Here is a 16,824-nt window from a genome sequence, read left to right as displayed (position 1 = left end):
ATTGCGCTGAGCGGTCAACTCACAAAGTACCGCTGAGCGGTCAGCCGACGCTGCGGGTCATGCCGCCGTCGACGCGTACGACGGAACCGGTGATGTAGGAAGCTCTGTCGCTGCACAGAAACGCCGCCACGTCTGCGTACTCCTCGGGCCGGCCGTAGCGCCCCAACGCGATGGACGCCGCACTGTCGCGCATCACGTCGTCGGCGGTGCGGCCTTCACTCGACGCCCTGCGCTGGTCGAGAAACCGCGTGCGGTCAGTCTCGATCCGCCCGGGCACGATGACATTGGCAGTCACGCCGTCACGCCCAACCTCGTCGGCGATGGTCTTCGACCACGAATGCAGGCTGGCGCGCAGCGTGTTCGACAGCCCGAGGTTCGGTATCGGGCTGATCGCGCCGGACGATGTCGACGTCAGAATGCGGCCCCAACCACGTTCCCGCATACCTGGCAGCACACGATCGGTGACGACGATCACCGAGAGGACCATCTGTTCGAAGCTCGTCCGCCAGATAGCCGCATCCTGGCCCGCCGCAGTGGTCGGCGGCGGCCCACCGGTGTTGTTGACGAGAATGTCGACGGCGCCCAGCACGCGTTCGACCTCGGCCACGCTGGGCTCGACCCGGTCGAGATCACCGAGATCCCACTCCAGCGGCACCACGCCGGCGCCCGTCTCCTGGATGCGGGCGGCGGTGGCCGCCAGTGCGTCGCCGGACCGGCCGGCGATGGCGACGTTCGCGCCCTCGCTGGCGAGGCGTATCGCTATGGCGCTTCCGAGGCCTCGGCTCGCACCGAGTACCAGCGCGGTCCGTCCGGAGATGCCGAGATCCATTGGTGCTCCTCAGTTCGATGACAGGCTGTCGATCTCGTTCACCACGTGCTCGGCGATGGCCAGCGAGGACGTGGCGGCTGGTGACGGCGCATTGCGGAGAATCACGACGCGGTCGCGGATGCTGATCCGGAAGTCGTCGACCAGGCCGCCGTCCGACTCGAGTGCCTGCGCACGCACCCCCGCAGTGGCCGGCACCACGTCGTCGGCGGTCAGCTCGGGTACGTAGGCGCGGGCGGCGGCGATGAAGCGCCGCTTGCTCAGCGAGCCGTACATCTCTCGGATTCCGGTTCGCCAGTGCTGGCGGGCGAAGCGCCAGAAGGCGGGACTGCGCGCGATCTCGGCCAGGTCGGCAGGGGCGATGGTCCGCCAGTTGTAGCCTTCCCGCGCCAGGGCGAGCACCGCATTCGGCCCGATCAACACCTCACCGTCGACCCGCGGTGTCAGATGCACCCCGAGGAACGGGTAGCGCGGGTCCGGCACGGGATAAACCAGGCCGTTGACGAGGCCCCGCCGCTCGGGCTTGAGCGCGTAGTACTCGCCCCGGAACGGCATGATCACCGGGTCCGGGCCGTCGCCCGCCATTTCGGCCAGCCGGTCGCTCTGCAATCCTCCGCAGGCGATGACCTGGTCGAACGCTTCATTTTCGGTGCCGGCCGGGGTGCGGGAATCGATCACCACTTCTGAGCCGGCGAGCCGGATACCGACGACTTCGTGTCCGAGCCGGATCTTGGCACCGGCGGCGACGGCGTCGGCACCCAGCGCCGTGGTCACGTCGGTGTAGTTGACGATCGAGGTGGCGGGGGAGTGCAGGGCGGCGACGCCCTGGACATGAGGCTCGATCTCCTTGAGCTCCTCCGGACCGATGATCTTCACGCCGGGCACCCCGTTCGCGAGCGCCCGTGTCTGGATGTCGTCCAGCCGTCCGCGCTCCACCTCGTCGAGCGCGACGAGAACCTTCCCGCAAGGGATTCGGCGAATCCCGCGTTCCTCGCAGAACGCCTCGAGCAGGCCGACACCCCTACGACAGAGCAGGGCCTTGATGGAGCCGGGTTGGTAGTAGAGGCCGGCGTGGACGACGCCGCTGTTGCGGCCGGTCTGATGCGAGGCCAGCCGGTCCTCTTTTTCGATCACCGTCACATCGGCGTCGGGTTGTCGCTGCAGCACCTCCCTGGCGACGGCGACGCCGAGGATGCCGCCGCCGATGATGGCGACGCGGCGGCTCATCGACCACCCGTGGTGAGGGGAAGTCGGTCGGTAAGCATCGGCTTGGTCTCCTTCTACAGTGCATCGGTCCGCGGCACCCGGTCGGTGTTGCCGACACCGATCACGATATCGACGTCTCAGGGGCGAAGGCCCGCACGTTGATTGGTCCCGCATTGTGGAATATGTTGTGCGCTATGCAGAATGCGGTGGGGCAAATCTGCGGTGAGGGGGCGGGCAAATGACGAAGGCCGATGCGGATTCGGTTCCAGCCGCTACCCAGCTGCGGCGACGCAACGGCGTCCAGTCGATCGATCGCGCGGTGGCTATCTTGCGGTGCTTCGACGGCCGCAGGCCCGAGCTGGGCATCAGCGAATTGGCCCGCAGCACGGGATTGTCGACCAGCACCGTGCACCGACTGCTCGGCGCAATGCAGCAGAACCACCTGGTCCGCCAGACCGCTGCCAAGCGGTATGGGCTCGGCCCGTTCGTCTTGCAGCTTGCGAATTCCGGCGCGATGCCGCGCACGTTTCGTGAAGCCGCCCTGCCGTTCATGACAGACCTTCGAAACGAGTTCGATGAAACGGTGGGGCTGCACGAGCTGGTCGGCGGAGCTCACCGGATCGTCACCGCGCAGGTCGAGAGCCGTCAGGAGTTGCGCCGGACCTACACCGATATCGGAGTGCCGATCAAACTTGTTCACGGCGCACCGGGCAAGGCGATCATGAGCGTGATGGCCGCCGCTGACTGCGAGGCATGCCTCGCCGGACCCATCGAACCGATAACGGCGTCCACTCCCGTTGACCCGGAGGCGATTCGGCGCGAGCTCGAAATCGCCCGGGCCTGCGGCTATTCCAGGTCGCGTGGACAACGCACCGTCGGGATCTGCGCCGTCGCGACTCCCATCTTCGATCACACCCAGCAGGTGGTCGGCGCGATGGGGGTGTCGGTTCCGGACGTGCGGATGCCCGAGGAACGGTTGGATCAGATCGGCACCCGGGTGCGGGAGGTCGGCTGGCAACTGTCGATGGCGCTCGGAGCTTCGGCGGAAGGTGTGCGGGCGCAGGTGCCGGACTTGCGGGTGGGGTAGCCGGGCAAACCCGCGCGTTTAATGCATTTGCAACACTGTGCATAACCATGCAGAATTGCGCGCATGGTTTCTGTGGCCGTCGCCGGTGCCAGTGGTTATGCGGGCGGGGAGATCCTGCGTCTCCTGCTCGGCCATCCCGCCTACGCCGACGGGCGGCTGACCGTCGGCGCGCTGACGGCGGCGGCCAGCGCCGGGAGCACGGTTGCCGAACATCACCCGCACCTGCTTCCGCTCTCCGGTCGGGTGCTGGAAAATACGGAAATCGACGTGTTGGCCGACCATGACGTCGTCTTCCTGGCGCTGCCGCATGGCCACTCGGCGGCGTTGGCCGAGCAACTGGACGCCGACACCGTGATCGTGGATTGCGGTGCCGACTTCAGGCTGACCTCGTCCGTCGCGTGGGAGCGCTTCTACGGCTCGGCCCACGCCGGCAGCTGGCCGTACGGTCTCCCCGAACTTCCCGGCGCCCGCGACCGGCTGCGCGGAGCAACGCGGATCGCCGTCCCCGGTTGTTACCCGACTGCGGCGCTGCTCGCCTTGTGGCCGGCGGTGGCGGACGATCTCATCGAGCCCGCAGTCACGGTCGTTGCCGTGAGCGGCACCTCGGGTGCGGGCCGGGCCGCCAAAACCGATCTGCTCGGTTCCGAGGTGATCGGTTCCGCGCGCGCCTACAGCATCGCGGGCAAGCATCGCCACACCCCCGAGATCGCGCAGGGGCTCAACGCCGTCACCGACAAACACGTCACGGTATCCTTCACGCCGGTGCTGATTCCCACCTCCCGCGGAATACTGGCCACATGCAGCGCGCGCACCACGGCGCCGCTGTCGCAGATCCGCGTGGCATACGAAAAGGCTTACGACGCCGAACCTTTCGTGCATCTGCTGCCCGAAGGGCAGCTGCCAAGGACCGGAGCGGTGATCGGCAGCAACGCGGCACAGCTGGCCGTCGCCGTGGACCAGGATGCCGACACGTTCATTGCGGTCGCGGCCATCGACAACCTCGTCAAAGGCACCGCAGGCGCCGCGGTGCAGTCGATGAACCTGTCGCTGGGTTGGGGCGAAACCGAAGGCCTTTCGATCGTGGGAGTCGCGCCATGACCGGGGTTGACACCGTGCGGCTGGTGCGCACGCAGGGCGTCACCGCACCCGCGGGCTTTCGTGCCACCGGGGTCGCCGCAGGAATCAAGGCGTCGGGCGCGCTCGACCTCGCCCTGGTCTTCAACGAGGGGCCCGACTACGGCGCCGCGGGCGTGTTCACCCGCAACAAGGTCAAGGCGGCTCCGGTGCTGTGGTCACAACGGGTGCTGACGACGGGGCGGCTGCGCGCGGTGATCCTCAACTCCGGCGGCGCCAACGCGTGTACCGGCCCGGCGGGCTTCCAGGACGCCCATGCCACCGCCGAGGCCGTCGCCGCTGCATTGTCCGACTGGGGAACCGAGACCGGAGCCGTCGAGGTCGCGGTCTGCTCCACGGGTCTGATCGGCGACCGGCTGCCGATGGACAGGGTGCTGTCCGGTGTGCGCGAAGTGGTACACGAGATGGCCGGCGGCCTGACCGGTGGTGAGGAAGCCGCCAGGGCCATCATGACCACCGACACCGTGCCCAAACAGGTTGCGCTGCACCATCCCGGCAAGTGGACGGTCGGCGGCATGGCCAAGGGCGCAGGCATGCTGGCGCCGTCGTTGGCAACCATGCTCAGCGTCATCACCACCGATGCCGTCGCCGACGCCGCCGCGCTCGACCGGGCGCTGCGCACGGCGACCGCGCTGACCTTCGACCGCCTCGACGTCGACGGCAGCTGCTCCACCAACGACACCGTGCTCCTGCTCGCCTCCGGCGCCAGTGCGATCGCACCGAGCCAGAGCGAACTCGACGACGCGGTGTGGCGGGTGTGCGACGACCTGTGCGCCCAGATGCAGGCCGACGCCGAAGGCGTCACCAAGCGGATCACCGTCACGGTCACGGGTGCGATCACGGAGCCCGAGGCTCTCATCGCCGCCCGCACCGTGGCACGTGACAGCCTGGTCAAGACCGCGTTGTTCGGATCCGATCCCAATTGGGGGCGGGTACTTGCTGCGGTCGGGATGGCGCCGATCACCCTGGATGCCGACCGGATCACTGTGTCCTTCAACGGTGCTCCGATATGTGTCAACAGTGTGGGAGCGCCGGGTGCCCGTGAGGTCGATCTGTCCGGCACCGACATCGACGTCACCATCGACCTCGGCATCGGCGGCGAGCATGCGTCGATCCGGACCACGGACCTCTCACACGGCTACGTCGAAGAGAACTCGGCATACAGCTCATGACCCTCGCCACACCGGTGAAGGCGCAGGTGCTGGCCGCTGCGCTGCCCTGGCTCAAACAGCTGCACGGCAAGATCGTGGTGGTCAAGTACGGCGGCAACGCGATGACGGACGACACCCTGCGGGAAGCCTTCGCCGCCGACATGGTGTTCCTGCGCAACTGCGGCATCCATCCTGTCGTGGTGCACGGCGGAGGGCCGCAGATCAGCGCCATGCTCAAACGGCTCGGCATCGCAGGCGATTTCAAGGGCGGCTTCCGCGTCACCACGCCGGAGGTGCTTGACGTCGCACGGATGGTGCTGTTCGGCCAGGTGGGCCGCGAGCTGGTGAACCTGATCAATGCGCACGGCCCCTATGCGGTCGGCATCACGGGCGAGGACGCGCACCTGTTCACTGCCGTGCGGCGCAGTGTGACCGTCGACGGCGTGGCCACGGACATCGGGCTGGTCGGCGACGTCGAGCGGGTCAGCACCGAGGCGGTGCTCGACCTGATCGCCGCCGGCCGCATCCCGGTGGTGTCGACGATCGCACCCGATGTCGACGGAGTGGTGCACAACATCAACGCGGACACCGCCGCCGCGGCGCTGGCCGAGGCGCTGAACGCCGAAAAGCTCCTGATGCTGACCGACGTGGAGGGCCTCTTCACCAGCTGGCCGGACCGCGACTCGCTGGTCAGCGAGATCGACACCGCTGCACTGACTCAGCTGGTGCCGACGTTGGAATCAGGCATGGTGCCCAAGATCGAGGCATGCCTGCGAGCGGTCGGCGGGGGCGTACCGAGCGCGCACGTGATCGACGGGCGGGTCGAGCACTGCGTTCTGGTGGAATTGTTCACCGACGAGGGGACGGGCACGAAAGTGGTGAGCGCACAATGACTTTGCAGGAACGCTGGGATGCCGTGATGATGAACAACTACGGCACCCCTCCGCTGGCCCTGGCGAGCGGTGACGGCGCAGTGGTCACCGATGTCGACGGCAAGACCTATGTCGACCTGGTCGGCGGCATCGCGGTGAACGTTCTCGGCCATCGCCATCCGGCCATCATCGAAGCGGTCACCCGCCAGCTGAACACGCTGGGCCACACGTCGAACCTCTACATGACCGAACCGGGCATCGCGCTGGCCGAGGGTCTGGTGGGGCTGCTGTCCGCCGATGTCCCGGCGCGGGTGTTCTTCTGCAACTCCGGTACCGAGGCCAACGAGGTGGCGTTCAAGATCACCCGGCTGACCGGACGGACGAAGCTCGTTGCCGCCCAGAACGCTTTTCACGGGCGCACAATGGGATCGCTCGCGCTGACCGGTCAACCGTCGAAACAGGAGCCGTTCGCACCGCTTCCCGGCGACGTCGTGCACATTCCGTACGGCGACCTCGGTGCGCTCGAATCGACCGTCGACGACCAAACCGCGGCGGTATTCCTCGAGCCGATCATGGGGGAGGGCGGCGTCGTCGTCCCGCCTCCCGGCTACCTCGTGGCTGCCCGCGAGATCACTGCCGCCCACGGCGCGCTGCTCATCCTCGACGAGGTGCAGACCGGGGTAGGCCGCACCGGAGCGTTTTTCGCCCACCAGCACGACGGCATCACACCCGATGTCGTCACGCTGGCCAAGGGGCTCGGCGGCGGACTGCCGATCGGTGCCTGCATGGCGATCGGGAGCGCCGCCGATCTGCTCACCCCGGGACTGCACGGCAGCACGTTCGGTGGCAATCCGGTGTGTACCGCCGCCGCGCTGGCGGTGCTGCGTGTGCTGGCCGACGAAAACCTGATCGGGCGTGCCGACGTGCTCGGCAAGACGCTGAGCCACGGGATCGAGTCTCTTGGCCATCCGGTCATCAGCCACGTGCGCGGCCGGGGGCTGCTGCGCGGTGTCGTGCTCACCTCGGAGGCCGCCAAACCCATCGAGACCGCCGCCCGCGACGCCGGCTTCCTGGTGAATGCCGCTGCGCCCGATGTGGTTCGACTGGCGCCGCCATTGGTCATCACCGAGGAGCAGATCGACGAGTTCCTCGGCGCGCTTCCCGGGGTGCTCGACAAGGCGATGTCATGATCCGCCACTTCCTGCGCGACGACGACTTGTCGCCCGATGAGCAGGCCGAGGTGCTGGCCCTGGCGGCCGAGTTGAAGAGAGAGCCGTTCAGCCGTCGTCCGCTGGAGGGCCCACACGGCGTCGCCGTCATCTTCGACAAGAACTCGACACGCACCCGGTTCTCCTTCGAGGTCGGCATCGCGCAACTCGGCGGGCACGCCGTCGTCGTCGACGGCCGAACCACACAACTCGGCCGCGAAGAGACACTCGAGGACACCGGCCGGGTGTTGTCGCGCTACGTCGAGGCCATCGTCTGGCGGACGTTCGCTCAAGAACGGCTGACCGCCATGGCGTCCGGGTCCAATGTGCCGATCGTCAACGCTTTGTCCGACGAGTTCCATCCCTGCCAGGTGCTTGCCGACCTTCAGACGCTGGCCGAGCGCAAGGGCGCGCTCGCCGGCCTGCGGATGTGCTTTTTCGGTGACGGCGCGAACAACATGGCTCATTCGCTGATGCTCGGAGGTGTCACCGCGGGCATGCACGTGACGGTTGCCGCACCGACCGGCTTCGAACCCCATCCGGAATTCGTTGCCGCCGCGGAGAAGCGGGCCGCCGAGACCGGTGCGACGGTCACGCTGACCGCCGATCCGGTGGCGGCCGCCGCCGGTGCCGACGTGCTGGTGACCGATACCTGGACGTCGATGGGTCAGGAGAACGACGGCCTGGATCGGGTGCGGCCGTTCCGTCCCTTCCAGGTCAACATCGATCTGTTGAGCCACGCTGATTCGGAAGCGGTGGTACTGCACTGCCTTCCGGCGCACCGCGGTCACGAGATCACCGATGAGGTGATCGACGGACCACACAGCGCGGTGTGGGACGAGGCCGAGAACCGGCTGCATGCCCAGAAGGCACTGCTGGTATGGCTGCTGGAGCAGAGCGGGTTGACCCCGAGATGACCGCAGGCAGGGCACCGGAGATCAGCACCACCAGGGCGGGCCGGCAGGCCCGGATCGTCGCGCTCCTGTCGTCGAAAGCGGTACGCAGCCAAGGCGAACTCGCCATGATGCTGGCCGACGAGGGAATCGACGTCACCCAGGCCACGCTGTCACGTGATCTCGAGGAGTTGGGTGCCGTCAAGCTGCGCGGTGCGGACGGGGGCGTGGGAGTCTATGTCGTTCCCGAGGACGGCAGCCCGGTGCGCGGGGTTTCCGGCGGCACCGAACGGATGACGCGCCTGCTCGGTGACCTGCTGGTGTCGACCGACGCCAGTGGCAACCTCGCGGTGCTGCGCACTCCACCCGGGGCCGCGCATTATCTGGCGAGCGCGATCGATCGTGCGTCGCTGCCCTACGTCGTCGGCACCGTCGCCGGTGACGACACCATCCTGGTGGTGGCCCGTGAGCCGATGACCGGCGCCGAGCTGGCCACCACGATCGAGAACCTGCAATGAGAGCACTACCAAAGGAGATTGGTTGATGTCCGAACGCGTCATCCTGGCGTATTCCGGCGGTCTGGACACCTCGGTGGCGATCAGCTGGATCGGCAAGGAGACTGGCCGTGAGGTTGTCGCGGTCGCCATCGACCTCGGTCAGGGCGGCGAGGACATGGAGGTGGTACGAAAGCGCGCGCTCGACTGTGGCGCGGCCGAGGCGGTTGTCGTTGATGCCAGGGACGAATTCGCCGAAGGGTACTGCCTTCCCGCCATCCAGTCCAATGCGCTCTACATGGACCGCTATCCGCTGGTGTCCGCGTTGAGTCGCCCGCTGATCGTCAAGCACCTCGTCGACGCCGCGCGTGAGCACGGCGGCGGTATCGTCGCGCACGGATGCACGGGTAAGGGCAACGACCAAGTCCGCTTCGAGGTCGGATTCGCCTCGCTGGCACCGGATCTGGACGTACTGGCACCTGTTCGGGACTATGCCTGGACACGGGAGAAGGCGATCGCGTTCGCCGAGGAGAACGCGATCCCGATCAACGTGACCAAGCGCTCGCCGTTCTCCGTCGACCAGAATGTGTGGGGTCGCGCGGTCGAGACCGGGTTCCTGGAGCACCTGTGGAATGCGCCCACCAAGGACGTGTACGACTACACCGAGGACCCGACCGTCAACTGGAGCAGCCCGGACGAGGTGATCGTCGGGTTCGAGCGGGGTATGCCGGTGTCCATCGACGGCCGGCCGGTGACGGTGCTGCAGGCCATCGAGGAACTCAATCGCCGTGCCGGTGAGCAAGGCGTCGGCCGCCTGGACGTGGTCGAGGACCGGCTGGTCGGCATCAAGAGCCGCGAGATTTACGAGGCGCCGGGCGCCATGGTGCTCGTCACCGCACACACCGAGCTCGAACATGTCACGCTGGAACGGGAACTCGGGCGCTTCAAGCGGATGACCGATCAGCGCTGGGGCGAGTTGGTGTACGACGGGCTCTGGTTCTCGCCGCTCAAGACGGCGCTGGAGTCATTCGTCGCCAAGACGCAGGAGCACGTGACGGGCGAGATCAGGATGGTGTTGCACGGTGGGCATATCGCCGTCAACGGCCGGCGCAGCCCAGAGTCGTTGTACGACTTCAATCTCGCCACCTACGACGAGGGCGATACGTTTGATCAGTCCGCCGCGAAGGGGTTCGTGCACGTCCACGGGCTGTCGTCCAAGATCGCTGCCCGCAGGGACCTGGCCGGTCAGTGAGCACCCGCTTCCCTTCCAGCGCGAGCGTGCGTGTCTGCGGGCGACACGCCGAGAAAAAGACGGACTTCGCGCACGCTCGCGGGGAGGAATGAGTTGAGCACCAACGAGGGATCGTTGTGGGGCGGCCGGTTCGCCGACGGGCCGTCCGATGCCCTTGCCGCCCTGAGCAAATCGACGCATTTCGACTGGGTGCTGGCGCCCTACGATGTCACAGCGTCAAAGGCACACGCGCGCGTGCTGTTTCGGGCCGGCTTGCTCACCGAAGCGCAGCGCGACGACCTGCTCGCCGGGCTGGACAGCCTGGCCGGAGACGTCGCGGACGGCAGCTTTGCACCCCTGGTGACCGACGAGGACGTCCACGGGGCGCTCGAGCGTGGGCTGATCGACCGGGTCGGCGACGAGCTCGGTGGCCGGTTGCGGGCAGGCCGGTCACGAAACGACCAGGTAGCCACGCTGTTCCGGATGTGGCTGCGCGACGCGGTGCGCCGCGTCGCCGACGGGGTCCTGGAAGTGGTCTCGGCGCTGGCCACCCAGGCCGCCGCGCATCCCACGGCGATCATTCCCGGCAAGACCCATTTGCAGTCCGCACAACCGATCCTGCTGGCACATCACCTGCTGGCACATGCGCATCCACTGCTGCGTGACGTCGATCGGCTGGGCGACTTCGACAAGCGGGCCGCGGTGTCACCGTACGGATCCGGCGCACTCGCCGGGTCGTCGCTGGGGCTGGATCCCGACGCGATCGCCGAGGAACTCGGCTTCGATGCGGCTGCCGACAACTCCGTGGACGCGACGGCGACACGCGACTTCGCTGCCGAAGCGGCCTTCGTGCTGACCATGATCGCGGTGGATCTGTCGCGACTGGCCGAGGACATCATCCTCTGGAGCACAACCGAATTCGGCTATGTGACATTGCACGACTCGTGGTCTACGGGCAGCTCGATTATGCCGCAGAAGAAGAACCCCGACATCGCCGAGCTGGCGCGCGGCAAGTCGGGCCGGCTGATCGGCAATCTCACCGGCTTGTTGGCGACGCTGAAGGCGCAACCGCTGGCGTACAACCGCGACCTGCAGGAGGACAAGGAGCCGGTCTTCGACTCGGTCGCCCAGCTCGAACTGCTGCTCCCGGCGATGGCGGGCCTGGTCGGCACGCTGCGCTTCGACGTCGACCGAATGGCCGAACTCGCCCCCCTCGGCTACACATTGGCGACCGACGTCGCGGAGTGGCTGGTGCGCAGGGGCGTGCCGTTCCGGGTGGCCCACGAGGCAGCGGGCGCCGCCGTACGCGCCGCGGAAGCCCGTGGCGTCGGCCTGGAGGAGCTCGAGGACGCCGAACTGACGGACATCCATCCGGAGTTGACGGCGGAGGTCCGTGACGTGCTCACGATCGACGGGTCGGTGAACTCGCGCGACTCCCGCGGCGGCACTGCTCCCATTCAGGTCGCCAAACAACTGGGCGTGGTGCGCGATACCGCCGAACGCCTGAGGCTGCGGCTGCGTCGTCAGGGCTGAGTCGCCCGCACGGCAGCGACCGCCGAGCCGTTCGCGGGGCGGGGCCGGTGCGGGTAATGGATAGCTGGCGTCCCCGTGGCGGTTAGCATCCAACACCATGGACGGTCAGCCACCCGCCGATGACGGGCTGACCGCCCGGGTGAGGCGATGGCTCGCGAATTTGCGGTTCCGTCAGACGTGGCAATTGACGATTGCGTTGATCCTGGCGGCCAGTTCGATGGCGGCGCGCCGCGCGAGCACTCCCAACAGATACAGCGCCGCCAGTTGTGGGAAATAGCGCGACCACAGGGCAAACGGCCGCAGCGGATAGCGCATCGACGACATCGTAAGCAGTGAACTAGTCGTCAGCGAGCGAAAGCCACTCTTCCTCGAGAGATTCCTTGCGCGCCAGCAGCTCGTTGAGCTCGACGTTGAGCTCGCCGATCCGCACGTGATCGGCCGCGGCGTCCGCCATCGAAACATGGAGCGCGGAGATCCGGTCGTCGAGCTTCGACAGCTGGCTCTCGATACGCGCGAGTTCCTTGCCGGTCCGCCGTTCCCGGGCCGACGCCGTCTCGCCGCGGGCCGGTTCGGGGCGCGCTGGCGCCGCATCCGACACGCCGGCGCGCTGCGCCAGATACTGCTCGATGCCGCCCGGTAGCAGGTCGCAGCGCCCGCCGCCGGTGAGTGCATAGGTGACGTCGCTGACCCGCTCCAGGAAATACCGGTCGTGTGTGACCACGATCAGCGTGCCCGGCCAGCCGTCCAGATAGTCCTCGATCACGGTCAGTGTCTCGATGTCCAGGTCGTTGGTCGGCTCGTCGAGCAGCAGCACATTCGGCTCATCGAGCAGCATCCGCAAGAACTGCAGCCGCCGGCGCTCGCCGCCGGACAGATCGGCCAGCCGGGCGGTCAGCTTGTCGCCGATGAACCCGAAATCCTTCAACAACGTGTCGGCGGTGATTTCCCGGCCACCGGCCAGCTCGGTGACCCGGCGGCGATTCTCGACCGCGTCGATCACCCGATCGCCGCTACCGAGCTCGGAAAGCGCCTGGCTGAGGTAGCCGATCTTCAGCGTGGCGCCCCGCTTGACGGTGCCCGACGTCGGTTCCAGCTCGCCGATCAGCAGCCGGAGCACCGACGTCTTACCGGTCCCGTTCACGCCGACCAGGCCGATGCGCGCACCCGGCCCGATCGACCAGTCGATACCGTCCAGGATGACGCGCGGCCGCTTGCCCAGCTCGAGTTGCACCCGATGCAGATCGAATACGTCTTTACCCAGGCGTGTCGTCGCAAAGCGTTGCAGGACAAGAGAATCACGCGGTGGTGGCTCATCGGCGATCAACTCGTTGGCCGCCTGGATGCGAAACTTCGGTTTCGATGTCCGCGCCGGGGGGCCACGCCGCAGCCACGCCAATTCCTTGCGCATCAGATTGCGGCGACGGGCCTCCGTCCCCGCCGCCGTCCGCATCCGCTCCGCGCGGGCCAGGACGTATGCCGCGTATCCACCGTCGTAGGCATCGACGCTGCCGTCGTGCACCTCCCACGTTCGCGTGCACACCGCGTCCAGGAACCAGCGGTCATGGCTGACCACGACGAGCGCCTTCGCCCGCCGGGCCGCGAGGTGTCCGGCCAGCCAGCCGATCACCTCCACGTCGAGGTGGTTCGTCGGCTCGTCGAGCACCAGGACGTCGTGGCCGGCCAGCAGCACCTCGGCCAGCGCGACGCGGCGCCGCTCACCGCCGGACAGCCGGGACACATCTGAGTCGATGTCGATGTCGGTGAGCAGATGTTCGACCACCGTGCGGGTGTCGGGTTCGGCCGCCCAGATGTGGTCGGGCCTGCCCCCGACGATGACTTCGCGGACGGTGGCACCTGCCGCAAAATCGTCGGCCTGCCGTAGATAGCCCACCGACAGTCCCGACGTGTGGGTGGCCCGACCCGAATCGGGCTCGCGGGCACCGGTCAGCACCTCCAGCAATGTGGTCTTACCGTCGCCGTTGCGTCCGACGACGCCGATCGCGTCGTCCTCCTCGACGCCCAGGCTGACAGCGTCGAGCAGCGTGCGGGTGCCGTACGAGACGGTCACGCGCTCCAGGTTGATCAGGTTGGCCATCAGCCGCCGATGATAGGTCGGCGGCGTGCCATGATTGTCGGCGGTAGTCGGGGGACTGGCATCGCGTTAGGGGAGTGGGTCGTGGTGGACCTGTCGGCTATAACCAGGCCCGTGGGGCGGCTGGTGGCCACCGCGCAGAACGGGCTGGAAGTGCTGCGCTACGGCGGCCTGGAAACCGGCGCCGTGCCGTCGCCGTTCCAGATCGTCCAGAGCGTGCCGATGTACCGGTTGCGCCGTTACTTCCCGCCCGACATCCGGCCCGGTGCGAGGCCCGCGGGCCCGCCCGTTCTGATGGTGCATCCGATGATGATGTCGGCCGACATGTGGGATGTCACCCGCGACGGTGGCGCGGTCGGCATCCTGCACAAGGCGGGCATCGACCCGTGGGTCATCGACTTCGGCTCGCCCGACAAGGTCGAGGGCGGCATGCAGCGCAACCTGGCCGACCACGTGGTGGCACTGAGCGAGGCCATCGAAACCGTCAAGGAGGTCACCGGCCGCGACGTGCACCTGGCCGGCTATTCGCAGGGCGGCATGTTCGCGTATCAGACGGCGGCCTATCGCCGGTCCAAGGACGTGGCGAGCATCGTCGCGTTCGGCGCACCGGTCGACACCCTCGCTGCGCTGCCGATGAACCTGCCCGCCGGACTCGCTGCCGGCGCCGCGAATTTCATGGCCGATCATGTCTTTTCCCGCATCGACATTCCGAGTTGGCTGGCGCGCACCGGGTTTCAGATGCTCGACCCGATCAAGACCGCGCAGTCACGTCTGGACTTCCTGCGCCAGCTGCACGACCGCGAGGCACTGCTGCCCCGTGAACAGCAGCGCCGGTTCCTGGCCTCCGAGGGTTGGATCGCCTGGTCCGGCCCCGCGATCTCCGAGCTTCTCAAGCAGTTCATCGCCCACAACCGGATGATGACCGGTGGCTTCTCGATTCACGGGGACCTGGTGACGCTCTCCGACATCGACTGCCCGGTGCTCGCCGTGGTCGGCGAGGTCGACGACATCGGGCAGCCGGCCTCAGTGCGGGGCATCAAACGCGCCGCGCCGCAGGCAGATGTCTACGAGTTCCTCATCCGGGTCGGCCATTTCGGCCTGGTCGTCGGGTCGAAGGCGGCCAGCCAGACCTGGCCGACGGTGGCGCAGTGGGTCAAGTGGATCGACGGCGGTGGCGATATGCCCGCCGACGTCATGCCGATGGCTCTTCATCCCGCGGAACCCAGCGAGAGCGGCGTCTCGATCAGCTCGCGGGTCGCCCACGGCACCGCGGCGGCGACCGAGATGGTCTTCAGCGTGGCCCGGGCGGCGGCCGACGCCTTCGTGGCGGCCAACAAGTCCGCGAGGACGCTGGCCGTCGAGACGGCCCGCACTCTGCCCAGGCTGGCCCGCCTCGGCCAGATCAACGAGCACACCCGGATCTCCCTCGGCCGGATCATGTCCGAACAGGCCCGCGACTTCCCGAGTGGCGAGGCGCTGCTCTTCGACGGCCGTGTGCACACCTTCGAGGCGGTGGATCGCCGCATCAACAACGTGGTTCGCGGCCTCATCGATGTGGGCGTGCGCCAGGGGGCGCACGTCGGCGTGCTGATGGAGACCAGGCCGAGTGCACTCGTCGCGATCGCGGCGCTGTCGCGCCTCGGCGCGGTGGCCGTCCTGATGCCACCCGACGCCGACCTGCTTACCGCCGCCCGACTCGGGGCGGTGTCGGACATCATCGCCGACCCGAGCAACCTGGAGGCGGCGCGCCAGCTCGCGATGCGGGTGCTGGTGCTCGGCGGCGGCGAATCTCGGGACCTGCATGTGCCCGAGGAGGCGGCGGTCATCGACATGGAGAAGATCGACCCCGATGTGGTCGACCTGCCCGGTTGGTATCGACCCAATCCGGGACTGGCCCGCGATCTCGCGTTCGTGGCGTTCAACTCCATCGGCGGCGAACTGGTCGCCCGCCAGATCAGCAACTACAGATGGGCGCTGTCGGCCTTCGGCACCGCATCGGCAGCCAATCTGGGCCGAGGCGACACCGTCTACTGCCTCACTCCGCTCCACCACCAGTCCGGATTGTTGGTCAGCCTCGGCGGTGCCGTGGTGGGCGGTGCCCGCATCGCCCTGTCGCGCGGGCTGCGCCCCGACCGGTTCCTGCAGGAAATCCGCCAGTACGGCGTCACGGTGGTGTCCTACACCTGGGCGATGTTGCGCGAGGTGATCGACGACCCCTCGTTCTCGCTGAGTGGAAACCACCCGGTCCGGCTGTTCATCGGTTCCGGTATGCCCACCGGCCTGTGGAAGCGGGTCGTCGAGGTCTTCGAGCCGGCCCACATCGTCGAATTCTTCGCCACCACCGACGGTCAGGCGGTGCTGGCCAACGTGTCGGGAGCCAAGATGGGCAGCGAGGGCAGGCCCTTGCCGGGTGGCGGTGAAATCGCTCTCGCCGCATACGACGCCGAGGGTGACCTCATCTTGGAGGACGACCGTGGGTTCGTGCGCAGGGCCGACACCAACGAGGTAGGGGTGTTGCTCTCCCACCCGCGCGGACCGGTCGACCCGACGGCGTCGGTCAAACGGGGTGTGTTCGCGCCTGCGGACACCTGGGTGTCCACCGAGTACCTGTTCCGCCGCGATGAGGACGGCGACTACTGGCTGGTGGACAATCGCGGCGCCGTGATCCACACGGCTCGCGGCACGGTCTACAGCATGCCGATCAACGACGCCGTTGGTCGGCTCGGCGCGGTGGACCTGGCCGTCACCTACGGGGTCGAGGTCGGTGGCGAGCAGCTGGCGGTCACCGCGCTCGCGCTGCGGCCCGGCGGCACGATTCCGTCGGCCGACCTGTCCGAGGCGCTGGCCGATCTGCCCGTCGGACAACCGCCCGACATCGTGCACATCGTGCCCGAGATGGCGCTCAGCGCGTCCTACCGCCCGATCATCAGCCCGATGCGGGCTGCCGGTATCCCGAAGCCATCGCGTAACGCCTGGTATCTGGATCCCGATACGAATCGATACAAGCGACTCACGGCCGCGGTGCGAACCGAGATCGTCGGCGCCCAGCAGTGACCGTGCCCCCGGGCACCCGCACTGTTAGGCTCCCGCTGGCGGC

The 16,824-nt window shown here is 67.8% G+C and carries 14 protein-coding genes; 10 read left to right on the top strand and 4 right to left on the bottom strand.

Annotation, left to right across the window (positions count from 1 at the left end):
* Positions 1 to 40: 40 nt before the first annotated feature.
* Positions 41 to 829: an SDR family oxidoreductase gene (locus ACVWWN_RS25110; RefSeq protein WP_457146262.1), complete on the bottom strand. Its 789-nt coding sequence runs from the start codon at positions 827 to 829 to the stop codon at positions 41 to 43.
* A gap of 9 nt (positions 830 to 838) precedes the next feature.
* Complete coding sequence (lhgO, locus tag ACVWWN_RS25105; protein WP_457146261.1) at positions 839 to 2,053, bottom strand: L-2-hydroxyglutarate oxidase; 1,215 nt, start codon at positions 2,051 to 2,053, stop codon at positions 839 to 841.
* A 217-nt stretch (positions 2,054 to 2,270) separates the two neighbouring features.
* Here lhgO and ACVWWN_RS25100 point away from each other — a divergent pair, with 217 nt between their 5' ends.
* The 9 genes from ACVWWN_RS25100 (at position 2,271) to argH (ending at position 11,635) form a co-directional block, all read left to right on the top strand.
* The gene (locus tag ACVWWN_RS25100) at positions 2,271 to 3,119 is read left to right on the top strand and encodes an IclR family transcriptional regulator (protein ID WP_457146260.1); all 849 of its coding nucleotides are present in this window, start codon (positions 2,271 to 2,273) and stop codon (positions 3,117 to 3,119) included.
* 63 nt (positions 3,120 to 3,182) lie between these two features.
* The gene (argC, locus tag ACVWWN_RS25095; protein ID WP_457146259.1) at positions 3,183 to 4,217 is read left to right on the top strand and encodes an N-acetyl-gamma-glutamyl-phosphate reductase; all 1,035 of its coding nucleotides are present in this window, start codon (positions 3,183 to 3,185) and stop codon (positions 4,215 to 4,217) included.
* The gene (argJ, locus tag ACVWWN_RS25090; RefSeq protein ID WP_457146258.1) at positions 4,214 to 5,425 is read left to right on the top strand and encodes a bifunctional glutamate N-acetyltransferase/amino-acid acetyltransferase ArgJ; all 1,212 of its coding nucleotides are present in this window, start codon (positions 4,214 to 4,216) and stop codon (positions 5,423 to 5,425) included. The genes argC and argJ overlap by 4 nt, the downstream gene beginning before the upstream one ends.
* The gene (argB, locus tag ACVWWN_RS25085; protein ID WP_457146257.1) at positions 5,422 to 6,297 is read left to right on the top strand and encodes an acetylglutamate kinase; all 876 of its coding nucleotides are present in this window, start codon (positions 5,422 to 5,424) and stop codon (positions 6,295 to 6,297) included. The genes argJ and argB overlap by 4 nt, the downstream gene beginning before the upstream one ends.
* The gene (locus ACVWWN_RS25080) at positions 6,294 to 7,466 is read left to right on the top strand and encodes an acetylornithine transaminase (RefSeq protein ID WP_457146256.1); all 1,173 of its coding nucleotides are present in this window, start codon (positions 6,294 to 6,296) and stop codon (positions 7,464 to 7,466) included. Before argB ends, ACVWWN_RS25080 begins: the two co-directional genes overlap by 4 nt.
* Positions 7,463 to 8,401, top strand: a complete 939-nt coding sequence (argF, locus tag ACVWWN_RS25075; protein ID WP_457146255.1) for an ornithine carbamoyltransferase — start codon at positions 7,463 to 7,465, stop codon at positions 8,399 to 8,401. The genes ACVWWN_RS25080 and argF overlap by 4 nt, the downstream gene beginning before the upstream one ends.
* Positions 8,398 to 8,895, top strand: coding sequence for an arginine repressor (locus ACVWWN_RS25070; protein WP_457149269.1), 498 nt, complete (start codon positions 8,398 to 8,400; stop codon positions 8,893 to 8,895). Before argF ends, ACVWWN_RS25070 begins: the two co-directional genes overlap by 4 nt.
* Positions 8,896 to 8,920: 25 nt before the next feature.
* Positions 8,921 to 10,123, top strand: a complete 1,203-nt coding sequence (locus tag ACVWWN_RS25065; RefSeq protein WP_457146254.1) for an argininosuccinate synthase — start codon at positions 8,921 to 8,923, stop codon at positions 10,121 to 10,123.
* Between the two features lie 93 nt (positions 10,124 to 10,216).
* On the top strand, positions 10,217 to 11,635 hold the full coding sequence (gene argH, locus ACVWWN_RS25060; RefSeq protein WP_457146253.1) for an argininosuccinate lyase: 1,419 nt from the start codon (positions 10,217 to 10,219) through the stop codon (positions 11,633 to 11,635).
* Between the two features lie 171 nt (positions 11,636 to 11,806).
* Here argH and ACVWWN_RS25055 read toward each other — a convergent pair whose 3' ends face one another.
* On the bottom strand, positions 11,807 to 11,950 hold the full coding sequence (locus tag ACVWWN_RS25055; protein WP_457149490.1) for a hypothetical protein: 144 nt from the start codon (positions 11,948 to 11,950) through the stop codon (positions 11,807 to 11,809).
* 22 nt (positions 11,951 to 11,972) lie between these two features.
* Entirely contained in the window at positions 11,973 to 13,730 is a 1,758-nt protein-coding gene (locus ACVWWN_RS25050) for an ABC-F family ATP-binding cassette domain-containing protein (protein WP_457146252.1), read from the bottom strand.
* A 30-nt stretch (positions 13,731 to 13,760) separates the two neighbouring features.
* Here ACVWWN_RS25050 and ACVWWN_RS25045 point away from each other — a divergent pair, with 30 nt between their 5' ends.
* Entirely contained in the window at positions 13,761 to 16,781 is a 3,021-nt protein-coding gene (locus tag ACVWWN_RS25045) for an acyl-CoA synthetase (protein WP_457146251.1), read from the top strand.
* Positions 16,782 to 16,824 lie beyond the last annotated feature (43 nt).

It is taken from the genome of Mycobacterium sp. URHB0021 (genome assembly GCF_054057895.1).
Note: the sequence above shows the minus strand (reverse complement) of the source record. Positions and strands in the feature narration are given on the sequence as shown.

Bases quoted from the DNA above. Each gene is read 5' to 3' on its own strand.
- ACVWWN_RS25110 (WP_457146262.1), bottom strand. From the start codon at position 829: ATGGATCTCGGCATCTCCGGACGGACCGCGCTGGTACTCGGTGCGAGC.
- lhgO (WP_457146261.1), bottom strand. From the start codon at position 2,053: ATGAGCCGCCGCGTCGCCATCATCGGCGGCGGCATCCTCGGCGTCGCC.
- ACVWWN_RS25100 (WP_457146260.1), top strand. From the start codon at position 2,271: ATGACGAAGGCCGATGCGGATTCGGTTCCAGCCGCTACCCAGCTGCGG.
- argC (WP_457146259.1), top strand. From the start codon at position 3,183: ATGGTTTCTGTGGCCGTCGCCGGTGCCAGTGGTTATGCGGGCGGGGAG.
- argJ (WP_457146258.1), top strand. From the start codon at position 4,214: ATGACCGGGGTTGACACCGTGCGGCTGGTGCGCACGCAGGGCGTCACC.
- argB (WP_457146257.1), top strand. From the start codon at position 5,422: ATGACCCTCGCCACACCGGTGAAGGCGCAGGTGCTGGCCGCTGCGCTG.
- ACVWWN_RS25080 (WP_457146256.1), top strand. From the start codon at position 6,294: ATGACTTTGCAGGAACGCTGGGATGCCGTGATGATGAACAACTACGGC.
- argF (WP_457146255.1), top strand. From the start codon at position 7,463: ATGATCCGCCACTTCCTGCGCGACGACGACTTGTCGCCCGATGAGCAG.
- ACVWWN_RS25070 (WP_457149269.1), top strand. From the start codon at position 8,398: ATGACCGCAGGCAGGGCACCGGAGATCAGCACCACCAGGGCGGGCCGG.
- ACVWWN_RS25065 (WP_457146254.1), top strand. From the start codon at position 8,921: ATGTCCGAACGCGTCATCCTGGCGTATTCCGGCGGTCTGGACACCTCG.
- ACVWWN_RS25055 (WP_457149490.1), bottom strand. From the start codon at position 11,950: ATGCGCTATCCGCTGCGGCCGTTTGCCCTGTGGTCGCGCTATTTCCCA.
- ACVWWN_RS25050 (WP_457146252.1), bottom strand. From the start codon at position 13,730: ATGGCCAACCTGATCAACCTGGAGCGCGTGACCGTCTCGTACGGCACC.
- ACVWWN_RS25045 (WP_457146251.1), top strand. From the start codon at position 13,761: ATGATTGTCGGCGGTAGTCGGGGGACTGGCATCGCGTTAGGGGAGTGG.